We start from the raw sequence: 16,228 nt of genomic DNA on the forward strand, positions 1-16,228 counted from the left end.
CCACCAGCGCGGACGTGACCGGCCGGGCCCATGCCTCGCCGACGAGGTATGGGCCCGGTAGCCGGGGCAGTGGCCCCCGGCACCCGCCGCTATGACTCGAGCGCAGTTATAAGGCAAGCGACGACGAACGACGCTAAAGTCCCTGCAACCCCTTGGCCTTCAACGGCTGCCACCTTCGGGGAGAGCCGGAGCAGACAGGCTTCCTTCCTCGCCCGATGTCTCCTCAGGACCTTCGGGTAGCCCTGCCTCCGAGTGCAACCGCTTTGCATCGACGATGGCTTGCAAGTCCCCGAGGAGGGCTTCGTCCATCAGGCCAGACCTCATCGCCCGAGCCACGGAAGCATCAAATCCACGGATCTCTTCGCGGAATTCTTGGCCGGTAGAGGTGGTCACACGCACAATCGCGTCGGCTGTGAGGTCAACGCCAGCCATGTCCTCTGGCAGGGGCACGATCACGATCGCCTCACCGGGCTCGATCCAGCGGGGGAAGGAGGCAGAGGCGTTGAGCTCGAACGCCAGGTGTGGGCTTGTCTGGTAGAGCGTCATGTCGTAAAGGTGGACCTTCCCGCGGCCCACATTCACGATCGTAAGCTCCAGCCGTATGACCCGTGCAAACAGTGCCGCACTCGCCGACTCAATCGCTTCCATGAAGAGGTCGTAGCGCCCATCCTCAGTGAGATCGAGAGTGGTCCTGATCCGCACTAGGAGCTTCGGCCGCCGATCCTGCCAGTACGTGATGCCCTGCCAGGCCGCCACGGCGGTTGCCACCAACGCGCCGTAGATCGCAACCCAGTCCGCCAGCTTCATCCCGCCTCCTGCCTGCGAACCCAGCATTCCAATCCCGCGCCTAACCACGAACTCAGCAGCAGCGTACCGAGAGTGATCGATCTACGCAGCTACGAGCGAACGGCACCCACGACGGCTTGCGGTGAGGATGGCGAGCAGGGTCACGCTACGCGATGCTGTGCTGATGCAGACCCCCTCGCCGTCGCCGGTCACTACGGCAAGTCCCCCGGTCGTAGGCGCAACGACATCCGTTCCCGCACCGCCACCGCAACCTGTTGGCCAAGCGGAAACCCCTGCATGGGTTCCCTTCGTCATCGCCATCGTCGGGCTAGTGAGCGCTCTAGTCGCCGCTCTGGTCAGCCACATGCTCACATCGCGCCGAGAGAAGCAGCAGTGGGACCGCCAGGTCTCCCTGCGAGATCAGACGTGGGAACGGGAACGGCAAGAACGGCAAGAACAATGGAACCGTGAAGACGAGGCACGCTGGCACCACGATCGCTTGGCTGCTTACTCCTCGCTACTTGGCAGCGTAGAACGTTGGACGACTCTGGCGAGGCGGGTTAGGCCATTCCCGCTTGTGGGAAGAACCACACTAACGAAGGGCGACCAGGACAGGTTAGAGGAATTGGTCAACGAGATTTATGATGCGGAGACGAAGTCCGAGCTGTTAGCGCCCGAGACAGTGATGGGAAAGGTTCGCGGGCTGTACATGTTGACATCTTTCTTCACGATCGACATGTCAGAACTGAACGGCAGGACGCCGGAGGAGCTGGAAACCCGGGGGAACGAACTTATCGACAAAGTGACCAAGTTAAGGCGCGCAGTGCAGGACGAGATCAAGAAGAGCTTGAAGATCGTAATTGAGGATGTTGAGACAGCCGAAGGAAAGGGTAAGCGCACCAGCGGCTAGAAATCTGGGACAGCTATGGTGATCCACCCCGTCGTCTGCCAACGACTTCAGCAATCAGAGCAGCAGAATCGGCAGGGCCTTCGTGTTCCCATACAGCGATGAGCAGCCAACCAGCTTCACTGAGAAGCTTTTCATTCTTTCTATCCCGGGCGATGTTCCGAGAGATTTTGGCGGTCCAGTATTCGCTATTAGCCGTCGGCTTGCGGTGGTGCTCCGGGCAGCCATGCCAAAAGCAGCCGCGGACTTCCACCGCCACCCGGGCCGGCCGAAACACTATGTCAGCCTTCATGCGGAGGTCAGGTAGCGGCTTAGTGCAGACTCGATAACGAAGACCACGAGCGTGCAGGGCTCGTCTCAGTAGCAGTTCAGGCTTGGTGTCACGGCTGCGGTTCGACTGCATGGAACGCCGGACAGCCGGGGTGGATGCCCAAGACCTGTTGGACATGTCACCTTCTACCATAGACATGTGGTAATACCCGACGCGCTTCGGCTGGTAACCGAACAGCGTTTCACTGGCCTATCCGCTTGCTGAGCCGCCGCTCTCTTCGTTCTCAGCTTCTTCCTCGGCCTCTGACTCATCCTTGTCCTTCCGTCCCCGCGGGTCGGAGGGTTCGTACAGAACAGTGCCAACGAGGCCCTCGACGTTGATCGCCGAAGCTGACGGCTCTGGTCGTCCCTCAACGTATGCGAGGCGAACAGCTGAGATGTAGGCCAGGCGTACCGCCTGGATCACCAAAACTCTTCGCAGTCCCTCCGACACTTCCCCGCGTTCATGAGCGACCGCGGCAAGCCGAGCGATGGTTTCGGCCCGGCGCGCGATACGCACATCTGGGTGACCCCGCTCCCTGCGCGTGTCTTCGCTGATCAAGGAAAAGCTCTCAGACGGCGGCAGTTCGGTTCGATCAGATAACGGAGGAATCTTTTCGTTGAGGATCGCGTGGAAGCGGCTTTCCTTGATCGCCTCCAGATAAGCCGAATACTCCACGGCATCAAGCCGCGTTCTTGCCGCCTCGTAACCCTCCTCGTCGTCCTTCTTCGTCAGCCCCTCGTACTCCCACAGGGGCCACAGTCGCATCTCCGCAACCTCGAAGACGTCGAGAATCCTCATTGCGACGGCATCGGTCCGCTGGTTCGTCAGATGCCGCCGGATACGTGTGCGGAGTTTCTCGTTGGTCTGTCCGACGTAGATAGGCTCGCCGTCATAGTCATAGAAGGCATAGACGCCCCAGCGTGCGTCAGACCACTTGCGCCCATGGTCGTCAGTCGCTGAAAGCGCGTCTTCCAATAGGCCGCGAAAATCACGAACAGAAGTTGCTGGTAGCTTGTTTTTGGCCGGCTTCCTCTTTTTGGCCGGCCGCTTGGCGTTAGCCATTAACGACTGCCAGTTCAGGCGCGGTACGCGTCTGCAACTTCCCCAGCAGAAGAGGCACCAGGTAGTGCTCTGCCAGCCACGACACCACCGGAACGCATACGGCGTCCCCGAAGCCAAAGAGGGCCTGGTTGCTTCGGAGGTTGTTAAGCGTGTAGTCCCCGGCCCCCATCAGGCGCGCGTACTCAAGCGGGGTCATCCATCGCACGCGGACGGCTCCCTCACCCACTTCCACTACCGCCTGCTTAGACGACCCACCGCGGGCAGTACGCAGGCATCCAGAGATGTCGTCGGGGCGGATTTCCCAAGTCGGCTTGCCCTTCCGCGTCCGGCGGTAGGCCGTCCGGTAAGTCAAACTCTTCTGGGCCTTCAACTTCTCAAGCCGCTCTGCCTGCATCGGCGACAGGGAGGCGATGAAAGCTTCCCGACGCTTGTCCTCCCACCAGCCGTCAGGACCCACCTGCTCCACAAGGTCAGAGAGCCCCGAGGTGAGGGGAGGGGGCGGCGCGGGGAGCTTGGCCCGGTGGGTCTTCAGAGAAGGGTCACCAAAGGGGGCGAGAAGCCAGTCAGGGCGAAGCTCGCTGTTGGGAACCGGCTCGTCCGCTGGCGGGTTCAGGGCCCCGACGACGAAGAGCCGGGGCCGCGACTGCGGCACGAAGCGTCGCGCGTCGAGGGTCAACACGTCGGCCGAGTAGCCAAGATCGTTGAGCTCCCGGATGGCGGTCGCCAAGTCTTCGCCCCCGTGGCTGGTGGCGAAACCAACCACGTTCTCAAGAGCGACGACGGGCGGACGAGCATCCTTCCCCATCTCCCTCAGAACGTTGGTGAAGCCCCAGAAAGTCGATGACTCGCTTCCGCTGAGCCCTCGACGCCACCCCGCTAGGGAGAGATCGGTACAGGGGAAGGAAGCCCAAGCCAGATCAAGCCTTGGCGGCATGTCGCTGCCCTTGACCTCGCCAACATCACCCGGCCTGAAGACGTGACCCTCGCCCTTGCCGAAGTGGCCGAGGTACATCTCTTCCTTGGCTGGCTCGATGTCGTTGGACCACACGACGCTGATGCCGGCCTGCTCCAGACCAAGGCGCACAAGGCCGATGCCGGCGAAGAACTCGGCGGCTGTGGGCTTGGAGGTGTCTGGGTCTGTAGGAACACTCTTCAGCGTTGGCGCGATCTTCACCCTGGCGACCCTAAGTCAAATCCCGGCGCAGGTCGATCCTCCGTGGTCGGTGTCGCACACTTCCGTCGCCCGCCCCGGCCCCGGCCGCTCCGTCCCGCCGAGGTCGGTCGGAGTCTGGCTGGAGGGGGACTCGTCCTGGCTGTGCTTCGGACATCTACCCCTTTCATCGACCACTCTCGCTCGCTGTGACCAGGGAGCACCCGCGACGCTCGCAGGCCCGGCCCAACGGACGCAGGGCATCGGGCCAGCCTCAACTGACAGGCTCCCCGAGCAGGAGCGAACGAGCCCGGGCCCGAAAACCCGCGTCCAGCCCCGTTGTTCCCACCAAGAATCCAACGACGTCGGCCGCTTGCTTGGCCGCGAGTGGGTCGTACAGGTTGCCCAGGTCCGCCGGCTCAGTCCGCTCGCCAAGGGCGGTGATGGCACTCAGGAGCTCCAGCAGACGGAGGGCCGGTAGCACACTGCTCGGCCGAAGCATGATTCGCGTCAGCAACTCGCGTAGCTTCGGGTAGTAGGCGGGCAGAGGATCAACGTGGGTCTCGTTGGGTATGGCTCCGGAACTTCGCAGTTCGGCCAGCAGTCGAGCCAACTCTTGTTTTTCGCGAAGCCCTACGGCTCCTCCAAAAAGGTATTCCTGCAGCCCTCTGTCGGGATCCGAAACATGAGCGGATCGAATCGCATGGACTGCGTGACAAAGTGTAAGTAGATACAGCCACGTGAGATCCAACAGCAAGGCGAGGTGCCTCGGATTGCGGGGCTCGAGTGCCTTGGCGGCCGCGCGGAGATGCTCGACCAACTGGATCGGGTTGCGGTGCTCTTCATACAGCCAATAGTTGAAATCACGATAGTTCAAGAGGGGTTTCAGTTTCTCCCCTAAGCCGTCGAAAGCGGCTAGCACTTTGGCAGCGCTCTCCTTGTCGAAGAGGCACGAGAGGGGCGCGACGTCTAGAGCCAGATCAGATGGATGGATCCCTTCTAACTGACTCAGGTCCTTGCTGGTTAGAGCGGTGATTCTAAGGCGGCTGCTCAATTGTCGAGCAGCATCGGACACTACGGTGTCACGCACCATGTAGGCGTCGTCCGCAGCGAAGAAGTCAGCCACTCCGCGCACCCAGAACATGCGCGACGTGGATCCCTTGGCCGAGGTCTTGCAGTCTACAATTGCGCTATGCAGCCTCGACCCGCTTGCCATGGATAGCCCGAGCACGTCTAAGTCAGTGAACGACTCCGGTTCACTACTACGGCGACGGCCGCCCGCCTGTTGCCCTGCCTCTGTGACGGCACTCCAAGCCCCGCGCAATTTGACGTCCAGCCTGGTGCTGTAGCCCATCCTCCACAGAAGCCGACGTGACGCCACCTTTAGGCCGAGGTCGAACTCGCTCATGCGACGCGCCCCCGTCCAAGCGCGGCGTCTACTACCGCCTGCCACTGCTTCGGCGATGCGCCCGCCTTGCCCCTCAGTCGAGAGACCGTCTGCATGGGTGCCGCGAAGGGCTGCCCGATGATTAGGGCGGCGCGGGCCTGCTCGTCGCCAACACGACCCTCGACCGGCTCCCCGTACAGGAGGAGGTCACGGGCGATTTGCAAGGCTTCTCGATTATCCGGGGTATCGATGAAGCGCGGGGTCACCCATTTTCCGCCAGGCAGGATGTCCGGGTCGAACGCGAGCAACCCCGCTGAATGCATCAATCGGTACTGCCGGGCGTGGGAACTGTGGGGAACTAGGAAGCCTCGGTTGGGGTCGAGGAGCTTGTCGATTACGTTAACAAGCGCGGCTGCGGCCAGGCTCGTCGCGCCGCCGAAATGTTGGCCGCATCGAAGGCATGCCAGAACGGCCAACGCCTTGTCTAAAACAGGTTTCCGACCTCTAAGCAGTTCGCGATCTAGGGTGTAGGGAAGCGCCGCGAATGGCTGAACCATTCCATTAGGAAGTTCAACCGAAGGAGCTAGAAGAAGGCCGCGAGCAATTGCATCTTGAAGCAAGGGCTCCGCCTGGGTCACTGGCATCCCCTGCTCAGCACGCAATGAAGCGAAGGCTAGTGCCAACTGCTCGGGGCCATGATCTCGTACGAGTTCCCCAACAAGCTCAGGGTTCTCGAACCCGAAGAATGGGGAATAGATTACATCACCGTCAAGTAGCGGTATGGTCTTGACGAGTTCAGCGTGTCCGCCTACCTCAAGGAGTCTGGGCAAATCAGCCGCGTCCAACCCGACTCTGTCGGCCACCTCGTCAAGTGGGAGCGGCGACTCGGCTAGGTTATCAACCAGGAGCACCATCTGCTGCTCTAGCTCCGTGGGCGTGCGATCCCGCCATGCCTCCCCAAGGATGGCGTAGAGGTTGTCGTAGTACGGAACGCTCTCCGTAAATTGCGTGATTCGCCCGCCCGCCCTCTGTACGCCTTCAACAAACTCGACTTCGGCCAGCACTGCGATCACTTGATCAAAGGCAAACTGGTTTACATCAAGTTGTTCGGCCGCGACGGCGCGCAGAGCTTGCGCATCAGGAATGATTTCTTGCCCTCGGATGAGGGCCGCAAGGCTAGCAGCCATGCCGATGAGTTGGGTCTCAGCGAGGGGCGTGAGGGTCCCGGAGTTGGGATCTACGTTGCGCAGCCCTGCGTGTACGTCCTGACACCGCAAGCCCTCATCAAATCGGTCCATACGTTGCCCCTTGGCCCAAATCGGAGAATTGCCGACGCCGCAGCTTCAAGCTCCGAGATTCTCGCAGGCGCGGCACGAGCTGGGAAGTGAGCTGGGACGCGATCACGGAGAAGGGGCGAGAGAACCAGAGGGATCGCGAAGCGACCTTCGTCAGGTGGTGCGGCATGGGACATCCAGAAGGCGGCAGTCAACCCAGAGCCATCACCTGCGTCATACAGCAAACCGACCTTTGCTGTATGATCATCGCGTGGCCCGAGTAAAGAACGCCCCCGCGAACACCGTTGTTGCCTACGTCCGAGTCTCGACCGAGGAGCAGGCGGAGTCCGGTGCCGGACTCGCGGCGCAGCGGGCGGCCATCCAGGCGGAAGCGGACCGGCGGGGCTGGACCATCGTGGATTGGAAAGAAGACAGGGCAGCTTCGGGGAAGTCGCTTGAGGGTCGCCCCGGCTTGGCGGAGGCGTTAGAGCTGATTGAGTCTCGGCAGGCTGAAACACTGGTGGTCGCCAAGCTGGACCGGCTGTCCCGGTCCCTGATCGATTTCGCGGCCCTGATGGACAGGGCTCGCGCCAAGCGGTGGAACCTGATTGCCCTTGATCTCGGCATCGACCTATCGACCCCGGCGGGTGAATTCCTCGCTTCCGTCATGGCGTCTGCCGCTCAGTGGGAACGACGCATCATTGGTCAGCGCACCAAGGAAGGGCTGGCCGCCAAGAAGGCGGCCGGGGTTCGTCTCGGTCGTCCGGCGTCTCTGCCGACCGAGGTTCGGAGCCGCATCATCGCTGACTCCGCTGCCGGCAAGAGTCTCGCTGGCATCGCCCGTGAGCTGAATGCCGAGGGCGTCCCAACGGCTCAGGGGGGCAAGGGGTGGTACCCCTCGACGGTGCGGGCTGTTCTGGGCTCTCAAGAGCCTGTGACCGCGTAGCAGCGGCGGAGTGTGGCGTACCGCCGACGTCAGTCACGCCGGGCATACTCTCGGCGTGGATGTTCAGGCTGCGATGGAAGCAAACACGCTCTTCGGTTGGCCAGTCGAGTCGATCGACAAGCTGAGGGCGTTGCGCCAACAGGCGAACGAGGGCCTTCTGCCAATCGCAGAGTGGCGGAGCCAGGACAAGGCCCTCCGGGAACGGCTGCCCGCCCTCTCCGAGGACGAGCAGAAGCTGCTTGATCAGCTCTCCATGGACATCATCACGACCCGCGCCTACCGGAACGAACGCGGGGAGCTGCTTCTCAGCCGACTCCACGCCATCGAGCACCCGGCCCCGGACAACGCCAAGCTTCGTGAAGAGCTAACCCAACTAGCGGCCCTTGCTCAGAAGCACCCCGAGGACCAAGAAGTCCTTGGGCGAGAACGAGCCCGCATCGTTGGATGGCTGTTAGGAGACAGCAACGAGGGTGACCGTGACCCGCTCACGATGTTGCCCTGGTCTTACATCGCGCGCTTCCGCACCGTGGATGATCCAGTGCTTGGGCTTGTTCCGCAGCCGTTGACGACTGCCAGGAAAGTCGCCATTGAACAGGCGACCGCGGAGCAGCGGGCTGATGCGCAGGCTGTAGGTGGTCAGCGGGTGGAGCCCTTGGCGGAAGCCTCAGCCGGCCTAACCCTGCACTCCCTCACACGGTTTCCGAAGCTTGTGCTGGAGAGTGCCGCCAGCGACAACGAGGCCCGGGAGCCGGCCCAAACGGTGCGTGCGCTCTGGGCCAGCCCGGCGATCCAACAACTCTTACGTCAGGAGACTTCCGGTGGCTGGCCGCCGGAGTTCCATTAAGAATTGCGTCTCCATTTATTTACATTCCCACAAAGTCGGAGCCACCCCCGAGACACGCACGCGCCTAATTCGATGGGTCCAGGGAAGGGGAGGAGTGAAGTTTTGACCCCTCCCCCGCCCAGTAAGGCAGGAACAATCTAGCTATTACCTCCCCAGCATCTCTAGGTGCCCAGAAGCATCCCGTTTCCACCGGATCCCGCTTGCGTCTCTAAACGAGATAGTGGCACGCGCATTCGCATTGTCATCAGTGACCATGACTGCGTTACGCAGCTCGTTTGTGGGCCTGAATTCCCAAGGTTTCGCATTAGGCGGTAAGGTATCCTTCTCTATTGAGGCAAGGCGTCGAGTGTTTCCCTCGCTGTCGGTCGTCAAGAGCTGCAGCTCAAAGTCGTAAACTGGCAGTTCCGAGGCGTTCCGAACCTGAGCCGTCAGGTAGAGGGGGACGGTGGGATTGGGGAAAGGGCGTTTAACGACAATCCACGCGGACACTCTGCCCGCCTGAATTCGTAACGCGTCCTCTCGACGTTCCCGCCGTTCGTCCTCGGCGCGTTGGTCGCGCTCAGACTCGATCCGGTAGATGCGCCGTGCGATCAACGAAGCCGCGACAGCGGCAATCAGAGCGCCGAGGGAGCCCATGGCGCTTATCCAGGCCGGGATGTCACCCCAGTCTGCGGTTCGCGAAACAACAGAGTCCACATGGGCAGCTTAAGCGGCCTCCGCAACAACGTTTATCGGTGGTAGCCGCGGTTGCCCCTGCCGTAGTTGCAGGGCCCGCACGCGGGCCGCAGGTTCGAAAGTTGGTTCGTCCCGCCCTTGCTGAGCGGCACAATGTGATCCGCCGTCGTTGCGGGCCTACGCCGGCACAGGGTGCACGCAGGTGCGTCCGCCAGGACTACGGCCCGGTTACGGCGGTACTCGCTGGTGTAGCCACGCCGAGACGCTGACAGCGTATGGACACGCTTGGGTTTGCAGCCAGGGCAACGAGTGCCGGTGCCAAGCGGAATCAGCCGCTTGCACCTGGTGCAGCTTGTAAAGGACAAAGAACCTCCCCAGACGGATCGGCTGGTCGCCGATCCTCTATGCCGTTGTGGCAATTAACTTGACGTCGCAGCCAACGACGACAAGGAAGTCAACTGTTAGTGGAGTAGACAGGGCCCGGAGACACCGGGCCCATCACAACTATTAACCCTGTCTTTTCAATCCACCAAGGGAGAAAGGGCGGCCCTCCAAGCCGCCCGTCAAGAGTGAACACGGACGGGATGGGTTAAAGGGAAGGGGTTCAGGCGTTCACCCTGTTCAGGCAGCCTCGGGAGCAGTCCAGCCCTTGTCGTTGACGTACACCCCACGCACGGCCCTAGCCGCTCGATCGAACGCGACCCTGGCGGCCTGCTCAGAGGGCCAACGCTCGGGGTCGGAGCTGTGTAGCAGCCGGCCCACCTCGGCCTTGCTAGCGGCGTTCATGTAAGTAGAATTTCCTGCTACTTCCTCAAACAGCCCTCGCCGACGCTTCCTGGTGTCGGCTCCGCGGGGTCGCTTATCCTCCTTGGTCTGCGCCCGCAGCACCTCGTAAGAGGCTGTGAGGGTGTCCCCGTGGTAGGTGACTCCGACAGACAAGGCCACGTCGGCACTCTCGTTGCCGTTGATCGCGAGGGACAGGGTCCCATCGCCGGATTTCAGCACATCGACGTTATGCCGCATCCAAGCGGCATACTTGGTGTGACCCATCGGACCGCGGGGCGTGTAGTTCATGAAATCTTTACCGGCATGGTGTAGCGCCAACGTGGGGATGCCTTTGGCAATCACCCGGTCGAGATAGGTCAGAACCTCGTTCGCCCCTTCTCCCTGGTTACTGTTCCCCGTGGTGGCACCAAGGATGTTGTCAAACACGAAAAGAGCCGGCGCTACCGCGACAACCTCCGGGATGAAGGTGTCCCATTCAACATCCGCGAACGAAGCTACGAACACGCGATTGACGCACCCGTAGTTGAACGCACGGCGGCCCCACTTCTTGGCTTCCCCGGGATCAGTGCACACCACTACCACGGTGCCGTGGGTGTTGACCTTCCGGCCAAGGAAAGTCGGCTGGTCGTTGGCGATAGCGGAAACCATCGCCGCCGTCAGATTGGTCTTTCCAGCTTTCGGCTTGCCGGTAACCATGGTGGCGTCAGAGTGAATTAGGCCATCAATCACGAAAGACGGTGTTTCGTCATCCAATCTCTTCCAGTAAGAAGCGGGCTTAAGAGCCACCACCTTCAGGGACCTCCTTTTTTGGCGGGGTTAATTAAACGTCTCAACGGAGTGGTAGGGCATGGTTACTAATGGGCCCTCCCGAACAGCCCTCTTAGCCGCGCCCGCTGCTCAGGCGAGAGGGGCGGGGCAGCATCAGCGATGCGCCTGACGCACTCCTCCCACTCAGCGTTTCTGGGCATGATTGATCCGCCGCGATTCAATGCGCGGCCTTTGTTCGTGGACAGGCTGGCCTCCTACTGGCAGAGGTGACGTTTAAACGGCTTACTGCGGTAGAGACGGGAAACGGGCCCATTGGGCCCGTTTAAACAACTTGGCTTGTCCCCCGCTACGGGCCCACTCTGAGCAGTCTAACTAACGCCAACAGGCCCTCGCCCCGCTGATTCTCGCACGGTTTGCAACACCTCCGGCTTCACCGTTTACTGCCGTCAGAACTGCCGCCACCGAAACTCGACAGTCGTTGGGTCCAACTGCTCGCCCTTCTTCGGCCTGCCAGACTTGGCCGGATTCAAGGCCACTTCAACCAAAGCTGCGAGTACGGCTCGCCTCCATTGGATGTCATCCGCGGTGAGCCAACGTTGCCCCGCCCCAGGGCCACGCAGACCGGCCAGAACGTCCCCCCTGCCCGCGTCAGTCAACTGACCCTCAACCTCGGCAAGCCGGTCCCGCGCGCGTCGGTTCGCCGAGGTGAACTGATCCCGTGTCATCTCGTCCTTACCGAACATCTCGACAAGCACATCGAGCCGAGCCCGCAGCTCGCCAGCCTCGCGCCGCAGGCCAGCTACATCTGGGCCACTCTCTGCCTCAACGGCGACCAGGTCGGCAATGTCGTCCCTATCAAGCCGGGCAGCGAACACCTTCCCCACGAACTCATCGATCGGGTCAGCTCGCCTGCTGGCGTGGCAACGCTTGCACTTGTAAATCCGGTGCCCCTGCTCGCCGCTCCGGCGAGGGTTGGTGTAGTTGACGCCCATCACAGGCTGTCCGCTCCGCTTGGCGTCGGCCTCCGTGCCAAGCTGGTCCTCGCAGCGAGCACAGCGGAACAGGTTGCTACCGAGGTGCCGCACCGCCGAGAAGTTGCCGACGTTGGTCGTCCGCGCAGGGTCGCGCAGCACGGCTAGCGATGCCCTCCACACGTCCTCGGGAACTAACGCCTCCCACGTACCCGGAGTTAACTTCCGCTTCTCGACGGGCGGACGTGACCGAGCGGACAGCTTCGATCCGAGCGGAGGCATCTCGGCGTACGCCCGCAGACCGGCGTACAGGGGGTTGAGCAGCATCACCCGGACATTGTTGTGTCGCCACTCGTTGCCGAGGCTGGTTCGGGCACCAGCCCGGTTGAGCATCTTGGTTACCGAGTTGAGCGACGCACCCGAGGTGATGAGAGCGAACGCGTCCCGCACCAACGGGGCCTCAGTCTCATGCGGCAGCAGGTTGCCGTCTCGTCGGTCATAACCGAACGGACGGGGGCCTGTCATCCACGGCTTCCCCTTGTCTGCTGCCTGCCGGTTGGCACGCCGCTGCCGATCGCTCTTGTTCTCGACTTCCGCCCACGCCATCTCGCCGAGCATGCCGGCGAGCATCCGGCCATTCGGGGTAGTCATGTCGATCCCGGTACCACGCACAGGGTGAAGCGAGACGCCGTGCTCCCGACATGCCTCCACCACCCTCAGCCTGTCCGCTGGGGTGCGGTACAAACGGTCGGCGTTCCAAGACACGATGACGTCAACGGCTTGCCGCTCAACGGCTTGCAGCAGCGCCTCAAAGTCTGGCCGACGGCGACCAGAGGTGGCCGACTTGTCGTTGTCGGTGTACGTCTCGACCAGCGTCCAGTCCTTGACATCGATCAGAGCACGGCAGTCCTCTGCCTGCCTCTCGACACCCTCCGCTTCGCCACTCTTGTCCTTCGAAATCCGCAGGTAGATTGCCGCTCGCATCGCTGCTGCTCCGTCTGCTGCTTGGGGTGGAGGGGGAAAGTAAGGTAGCATCCGACACTACGCCGAACCGTGATGGGCGACCTTCAACACGTCCGCCCGCAACTGGCCGGATGCCGCCCGCGCCAATATCGCGTGCTGTTCCTCGGTCTCCGCGTCGCCGGGCAGCAGGATCCGCACCCCGGCCACCGAGGCGCTCAACACCAGCGAGTTGTTGTTCGAGTCGGATCTTGTACCGGCCAGCGGGTACGGCGGGCCGAGCACCAGTAGGTCGACCCCACCGATCGGATGGCGTGCACCGGCCACGGTGGTCAGCAGCGAGGCCCGCCCGTCGGTCGCCGCGGCTCTGACCACATCCCCGCCGCTATCCGGATCGGTTGTCGAGGGCATCAACACGGCGTCCACCCGTCGACCCTGGAACACCCCGGCCACTCCGCCCACATGGTCGGCATGGAAGTGGCTGATCACCAGTAGCGGCACCTCCCGTACGCCGAGCCGACGTAGGCAACCGTCCACCGCCCCTGGCTCCGGCCCGGCGTCCACCACCACGGCACGTCCGGGGCCGGCCGGTAGCACCACGGCATCGCCCTGGCCCACCGCGCAGACCACCACCACCCAACCCGTTGGCGGCCAGCCGGCGGCCACCAACCGCACCGGGAGGGCGCCCAGCACCACGGCGACGCCGACCACCGCCACCAGTCGCCGTACGAGTGGCCGGCGCACCGCGACCAACAGCGCGACGGTCAACACGGTCAGCAGCAGGGCACCCGGCACCCCACCTGGCCACGGCAGGGTCCCACCTGGCAGCCGCGCGCCATGACGGGCGATGACCACCAACCACCAGGCCGGCCAACTCGCCAGCCAGGCGACGAACTCGGCACCAGCCGGCCAGATCGGCGACACCGCGGCCGCCAGGACGCCCAGCACGGTCGCCGGCGCGATGGCCGGCACCGCCAGCAGGTTGGCCGGCACCGCCACCAGGCTGACCGTGCCGGAGATGCCGGCGACTACCGGACCGCAGGCCAGTTGTGCGGCCGCCGGCACGGCCAACGCCTCCGCCAGACCGGGCGGGACGCCCCGCCGCCGCAGCCCGTCCCGCCAGCGGGGTGCGAGCATCAGCAGACCGCCGGTGGCCAGCACGGAGAGCGCGAACCCGGCGTCGCCGGCCAACTCCGGGTCAGCCAGCACCAGCACGATGACGGCAGCGGCCAACGCGGGCAGCGCGGCTCGTGGACGACCGGCGGCCAGCGCGACGAGCCCGATCGCCCCCATCGTCGCGGCCCGTACGACGCTCGGCGACGGGCGGACCAGGATGACGAAGCCGACCAGCGCCACTCCGCAGAGCACGGCGGCGAGCCACGGGCCGGCCCGCGCCCACCGGGCCAGCAACAGCACCGCTCCTACCACAATTGCCACATTTGAGCCAGAAACCGCCGTCAAGTGTGTCAGTCCAGTTGCTTTGAAGTCGTCCTCGACGGCCGCCAGCAGTTGGCTCGTGTCGCCCACCACCAATCCCGGCAACAGCCCACCCGGCTCGTCGGCCAACGGCAGGCAGGCGCGTTGCAACCCGGCGCGCAGCGATCCGGCAGCCCGCTGCACCCACGGGGGCTCATCCAATCGGACCGGCGCGCTGTTAACCGACAGGACGGCGGCGGTCAGGTCACCGCCCCGAGGCGCCGCCAACCGGCCGGTGGCGTTAAGTCGTTGCCCGGGCAGCAGATCCCGCCAGCCCGGACCGCTGGCCAGCACCAGGATCCTGGCCGGTGTCTCGATCCGCCGCGTTCCTGGCTCGCTCAGCCAGGACAGTGTGGCGGAGAACATCTGCATCGCTGGCCGACCGGGTGCCCCGGACACCTGCCGGGGGTCGTCGCGGACAACCAGCCGGGCGGTGACCGAGGCACCGGACCGGACCACCTCGGCCAGTGGCGCCGCGTCCCGTACGGCCAGCCGGGCTGCGGTCGCCGCGCTGCCGCAGACCACGCCGAGCAGGACGGCGACGGCTATCCAGCCGAACCGCACCACGACCGAGCGGCGAGCACCGTGGCTGAGGTGTGCGGCCAGCGCCAGCGCGGCGGCCCCCGCCACCAACGCGATCAACACCCCGCTCCGGACCGACAGGTGGAGCACGGCAAGGGCGGAGAGCCAGGTCGCCACCGCCACGCCGGCAAGTCGCAGATCCAGCGGTGCCCTCCGGCTGTCCGACTCACTCGGTGGCGGATCCGCCACCGAGGCGTCGCCCGGTGCGGCAACACCGACCTCCACCGGCAGTGCGGGACGAGCCGCCGCACCACCGAGGAGCCGCGTCGGTCGCTCCGGCGCCCTCGTCTCGTCGTCATCGGACACCAGCCGGACGGTAGGCGGGGTCGACCGGCCGCGCCGCCGACCGTCCCTCGCCTGTGGACAGCCGACCCGCCTGTGGACAACGCCCTGATCATGCTCAAATCTGCTACGGGCCCTGCCGGGAGGAAGCGGTAAGCCTCCGCGTGCTGCCTGAGGCGATACGAACGACCGCAGGGAGTCCGTCGCCTGCCCCGGAAGACATGATCGTTTACAGTCGGGCTGGTGCGTGAACGAACCCCGCGTGATGCCACGGACGCCAGCGACCGAGGGTCACTAGACCAGCCACGGACCGGGCGTCATGCCAGGGCCGCCGACGACCGACGGTCCGCCGACGAGAGATTGGGTGTTCGCGACACCGCTGGGAAGGGGATGTGGTCGAGCTTATTTCTTGACCTGTCCTGGGTACGGGAGGCATCCCGACGGTCGGCAGATACGGGATCACCCGCCTCCACCAGTTATCCGTCGAGGTTTTTGAAAGGGCGTCTCTCGGATCTGTGGCGGATCCCGCTCCTACTGCTCGCCCTAGGCGGGGTGATCTTCCTGGCGTCCGGGGTGTGGGGGGATTTCAAGGTCGGCGCGGGAATCGAGGGACAGCCCGGCAAACTGACCATCACGTCGTGCGTCAGGGATCACACCACACGCAACCATTCGTACAAGTGCGAGGGGCGATTCGACCCGACGGATGCCGGATCACCCCCGACGACGGCGTGGGAACAGACTCATCAGGTTGTTGCCGCGGGCAGCGTCGTCGAAGTGACCAGGACGGCCAGCGGTGAGGCCACGACGCGACTGAAGGCATGGGCCGGGGGATTCGGCGTGATCAGCCTCGCCCTGTTCCTGTTCGGGGCCGCATCTGTCTTCCTCTCGAGGAAGAACTCTCGGTGGGGCCCCTGGGTCCTCTGGACCGGCCTCGTCCTGTTGCCCCTTGGACTCGCCGGCATGTTGCTCTTCGCCATTGCATCGCTATCCGCTGAAGCAATTTGATGATCGGTCGTCCACTTCGCTAGCCCGGAGAAGCCGGCCGCCCGAACAGCCCGT

Annotated in this window: 13 protein-coding genes and 1 pseudogene; 4 read left to right on the forward strand and 10 right to left on the reverse strand. The window is 63.8% G+C overall.

The window, feature by feature from the left end:
* Positions 1–159 precede the first annotated feature (159 nt).
* On the reverse strand, positions 160–807 hold the full coding sequence (locus C7C45_RS24100; RefSeq protein WP_146247400.1) for a hypothetical protein: 648 nt from the start codon (positions 805–807) through the stop codon (positions 160–162).
* Between the two features lie 310 nt (positions 808–1,117).
* On the opposite strand from C7C45_RS24100, the gene C7C45_RS33720 reads away from it, so the two are divergent.
* Positions 1,118–1,696: a hypothetical protein gene (locus tag C7C45_RS33720; RefSeq protein ID WP_146247401.1), complete on the forward strand. Its 579-nt coding sequence runs from the start codon at positions 1,118–1,120 to the stop codon at positions 1,694–1,696.
* Positions 1,697–1,709: 13 nt separating this feature from the next.
* Here C7C45_RS33720 and C7C45_RS24110 read toward each other — a convergent pair whose 3' ends face one another.
* The 5 genes from C7C45_RS24110 to C7C45_RS24130 form a co-directional block, all read right to left on the reverse strand.
* Positions 1,710–2,162, reverse strand: a complete 453-nt coding sequence (locus C7C45_RS24110; RefSeq protein ID WP_341866506.1) for a very short patch repair endonuclease — start codon at positions 2,160–2,162, stop codon at positions 1,710–1,712.
* A gap of 51 nt (positions 2,163–2,213) precedes the next feature.
* A complete protein-coding gene (locus C7C45_RS24115; protein WP_110565990.1) occupies positions 2,214–3,068 on the reverse strand; it encodes a GIY-YIG nuclease family protein in 855 nt (284 codons plus the stop codon).
* Positions 3,061–4,242, reverse strand: a complete 1,182-nt coding sequence (locus tag C7C45_RS24120) for a DNA cytosine methyltransferase (protein ID WP_244200539.1) — start codon at positions 4,240–4,242, stop codon at positions 3,061–3,063. The genes C7C45_RS24115 and C7C45_RS24120 overlap by 8 nt, the downstream gene beginning before the upstream one ends.
* A 250-nt stretch (positions 4,243–4,492) precedes the next feature.
* Entirely contained in the window at positions 4,493–5,626 is a 1,134-nt protein-coding gene (locus C7C45_RS33725; RefSeq protein ID WP_146247402.1) for a hypothetical protein, read from the reverse strand.
* Entirely contained in the window at positions 5,623–6,903 is a 1,281-nt protein-coding gene (locus C7C45_RS24130; protein ID WP_110565992.1) for a hypothetical protein, read from the reverse strand. The genes C7C45_RS33725 and C7C45_RS24130 overlap by 4 nt, the downstream gene beginning before the upstream one ends.
* Positions 6,904–7,150: 247 nt before the next feature.
* Between C7C45_RS24130 and C7C45_RS24135 the strand changes: the two genes are divergently transcribed.
* Both C7C45_RS24135 and C7C45_RS24140 read left to right on the forward strand, forming a co-directional pair.
* On the forward strand, positions 7,151–7,825 hold the full coding sequence (locus C7C45_RS24135) for a recombinase family protein (protein ID WP_208641296.1): 675 nt from the start codon (positions 7,151–7,153) through the stop codon (positions 7,823–7,825).
* Positions 7,826–7,880: 55 nt separating this feature from the next.
* On the forward strand, positions 7,881–8,669 hold the full coding sequence (locus C7C45_RS24140) for a hypothetical protein (RefSeq protein WP_110565993.1): 789 nt from the start codon (positions 7,881–7,883) through the stop codon (positions 8,667–8,669).
* 728 nt (positions 8,670–9,397) lie between these two features.
* Here the strand turns inward: C7C45_RS24140 and C7C45_RS35900 are convergent.
* The 4 genes and pseudogenes from C7C45_RS35900 to C7C45_RS24160 all read right to left on the reverse strand — a co-directional run.
* Positions 9,398–9,763: an HNH endonuclease gene (locus C7C45_RS35900; RefSeq protein WP_425271168.1), complete on the reverse strand. Its 366-nt coding sequence runs from the start codon at positions 9,761–9,763 to the stop codon at positions 9,398–9,400.
* Positions 9,764–9,965: 202 nt separating this feature from the next.
* Positions 9,966–10,919: an AAA family ATPase gene (locus tag C7C45_RS24150; RefSeq protein WP_167454818.1), complete on the reverse strand. Its 954-nt coding sequence runs from the start codon at positions 10,917–10,919 to the stop codon at positions 9,966–9,968.
* Between the two features lie 425 nt (positions 10,920–11,344).
* Positions 11,345–12,853: a recombinase family protein gene (locus tag C7C45_RS24155; RefSeq protein WP_167454819.1), complete on the reverse strand. Its 1,509-nt coding sequence runs from the start codon at positions 12,851–12,853 to the stop codon at positions 11,345–11,347.
* A gap of 60 nt (positions 12,854–12,913) precedes the next feature.
* A pseudogene (locus C7C45_RS24160) lies at positions 12,914–15,076 on the reverse strand (ComEC/Rec2 family competence protein); the annotation flags it as partial.
* Between the two features lie 645 nt (positions 15,077–15,721).
* Between C7C45_RS24160 and C7C45_RS24165 the strand changes: the two are divergent.
* Complete coding sequence (locus C7C45_RS24165) at positions 15,722–16,174, forward strand: hypothetical protein (RefSeq protein WP_110565996.1); 453 nt, start codon at positions 15,722–15,724, stop codon at positions 16,172–16,174.
* Positions 16,175–16,228: the final 54 nt, after the last annotated feature.

The organism is Micromonospora arborensis (genome assembly GCF_003205615.1).
Classification (GTDB): domain Bacteria; phylum Actinomycetota; class Actinomycetes; order Mycobacteriales; family Micromonosporaceae; genus Micromonospora; species Micromonospora arborensis.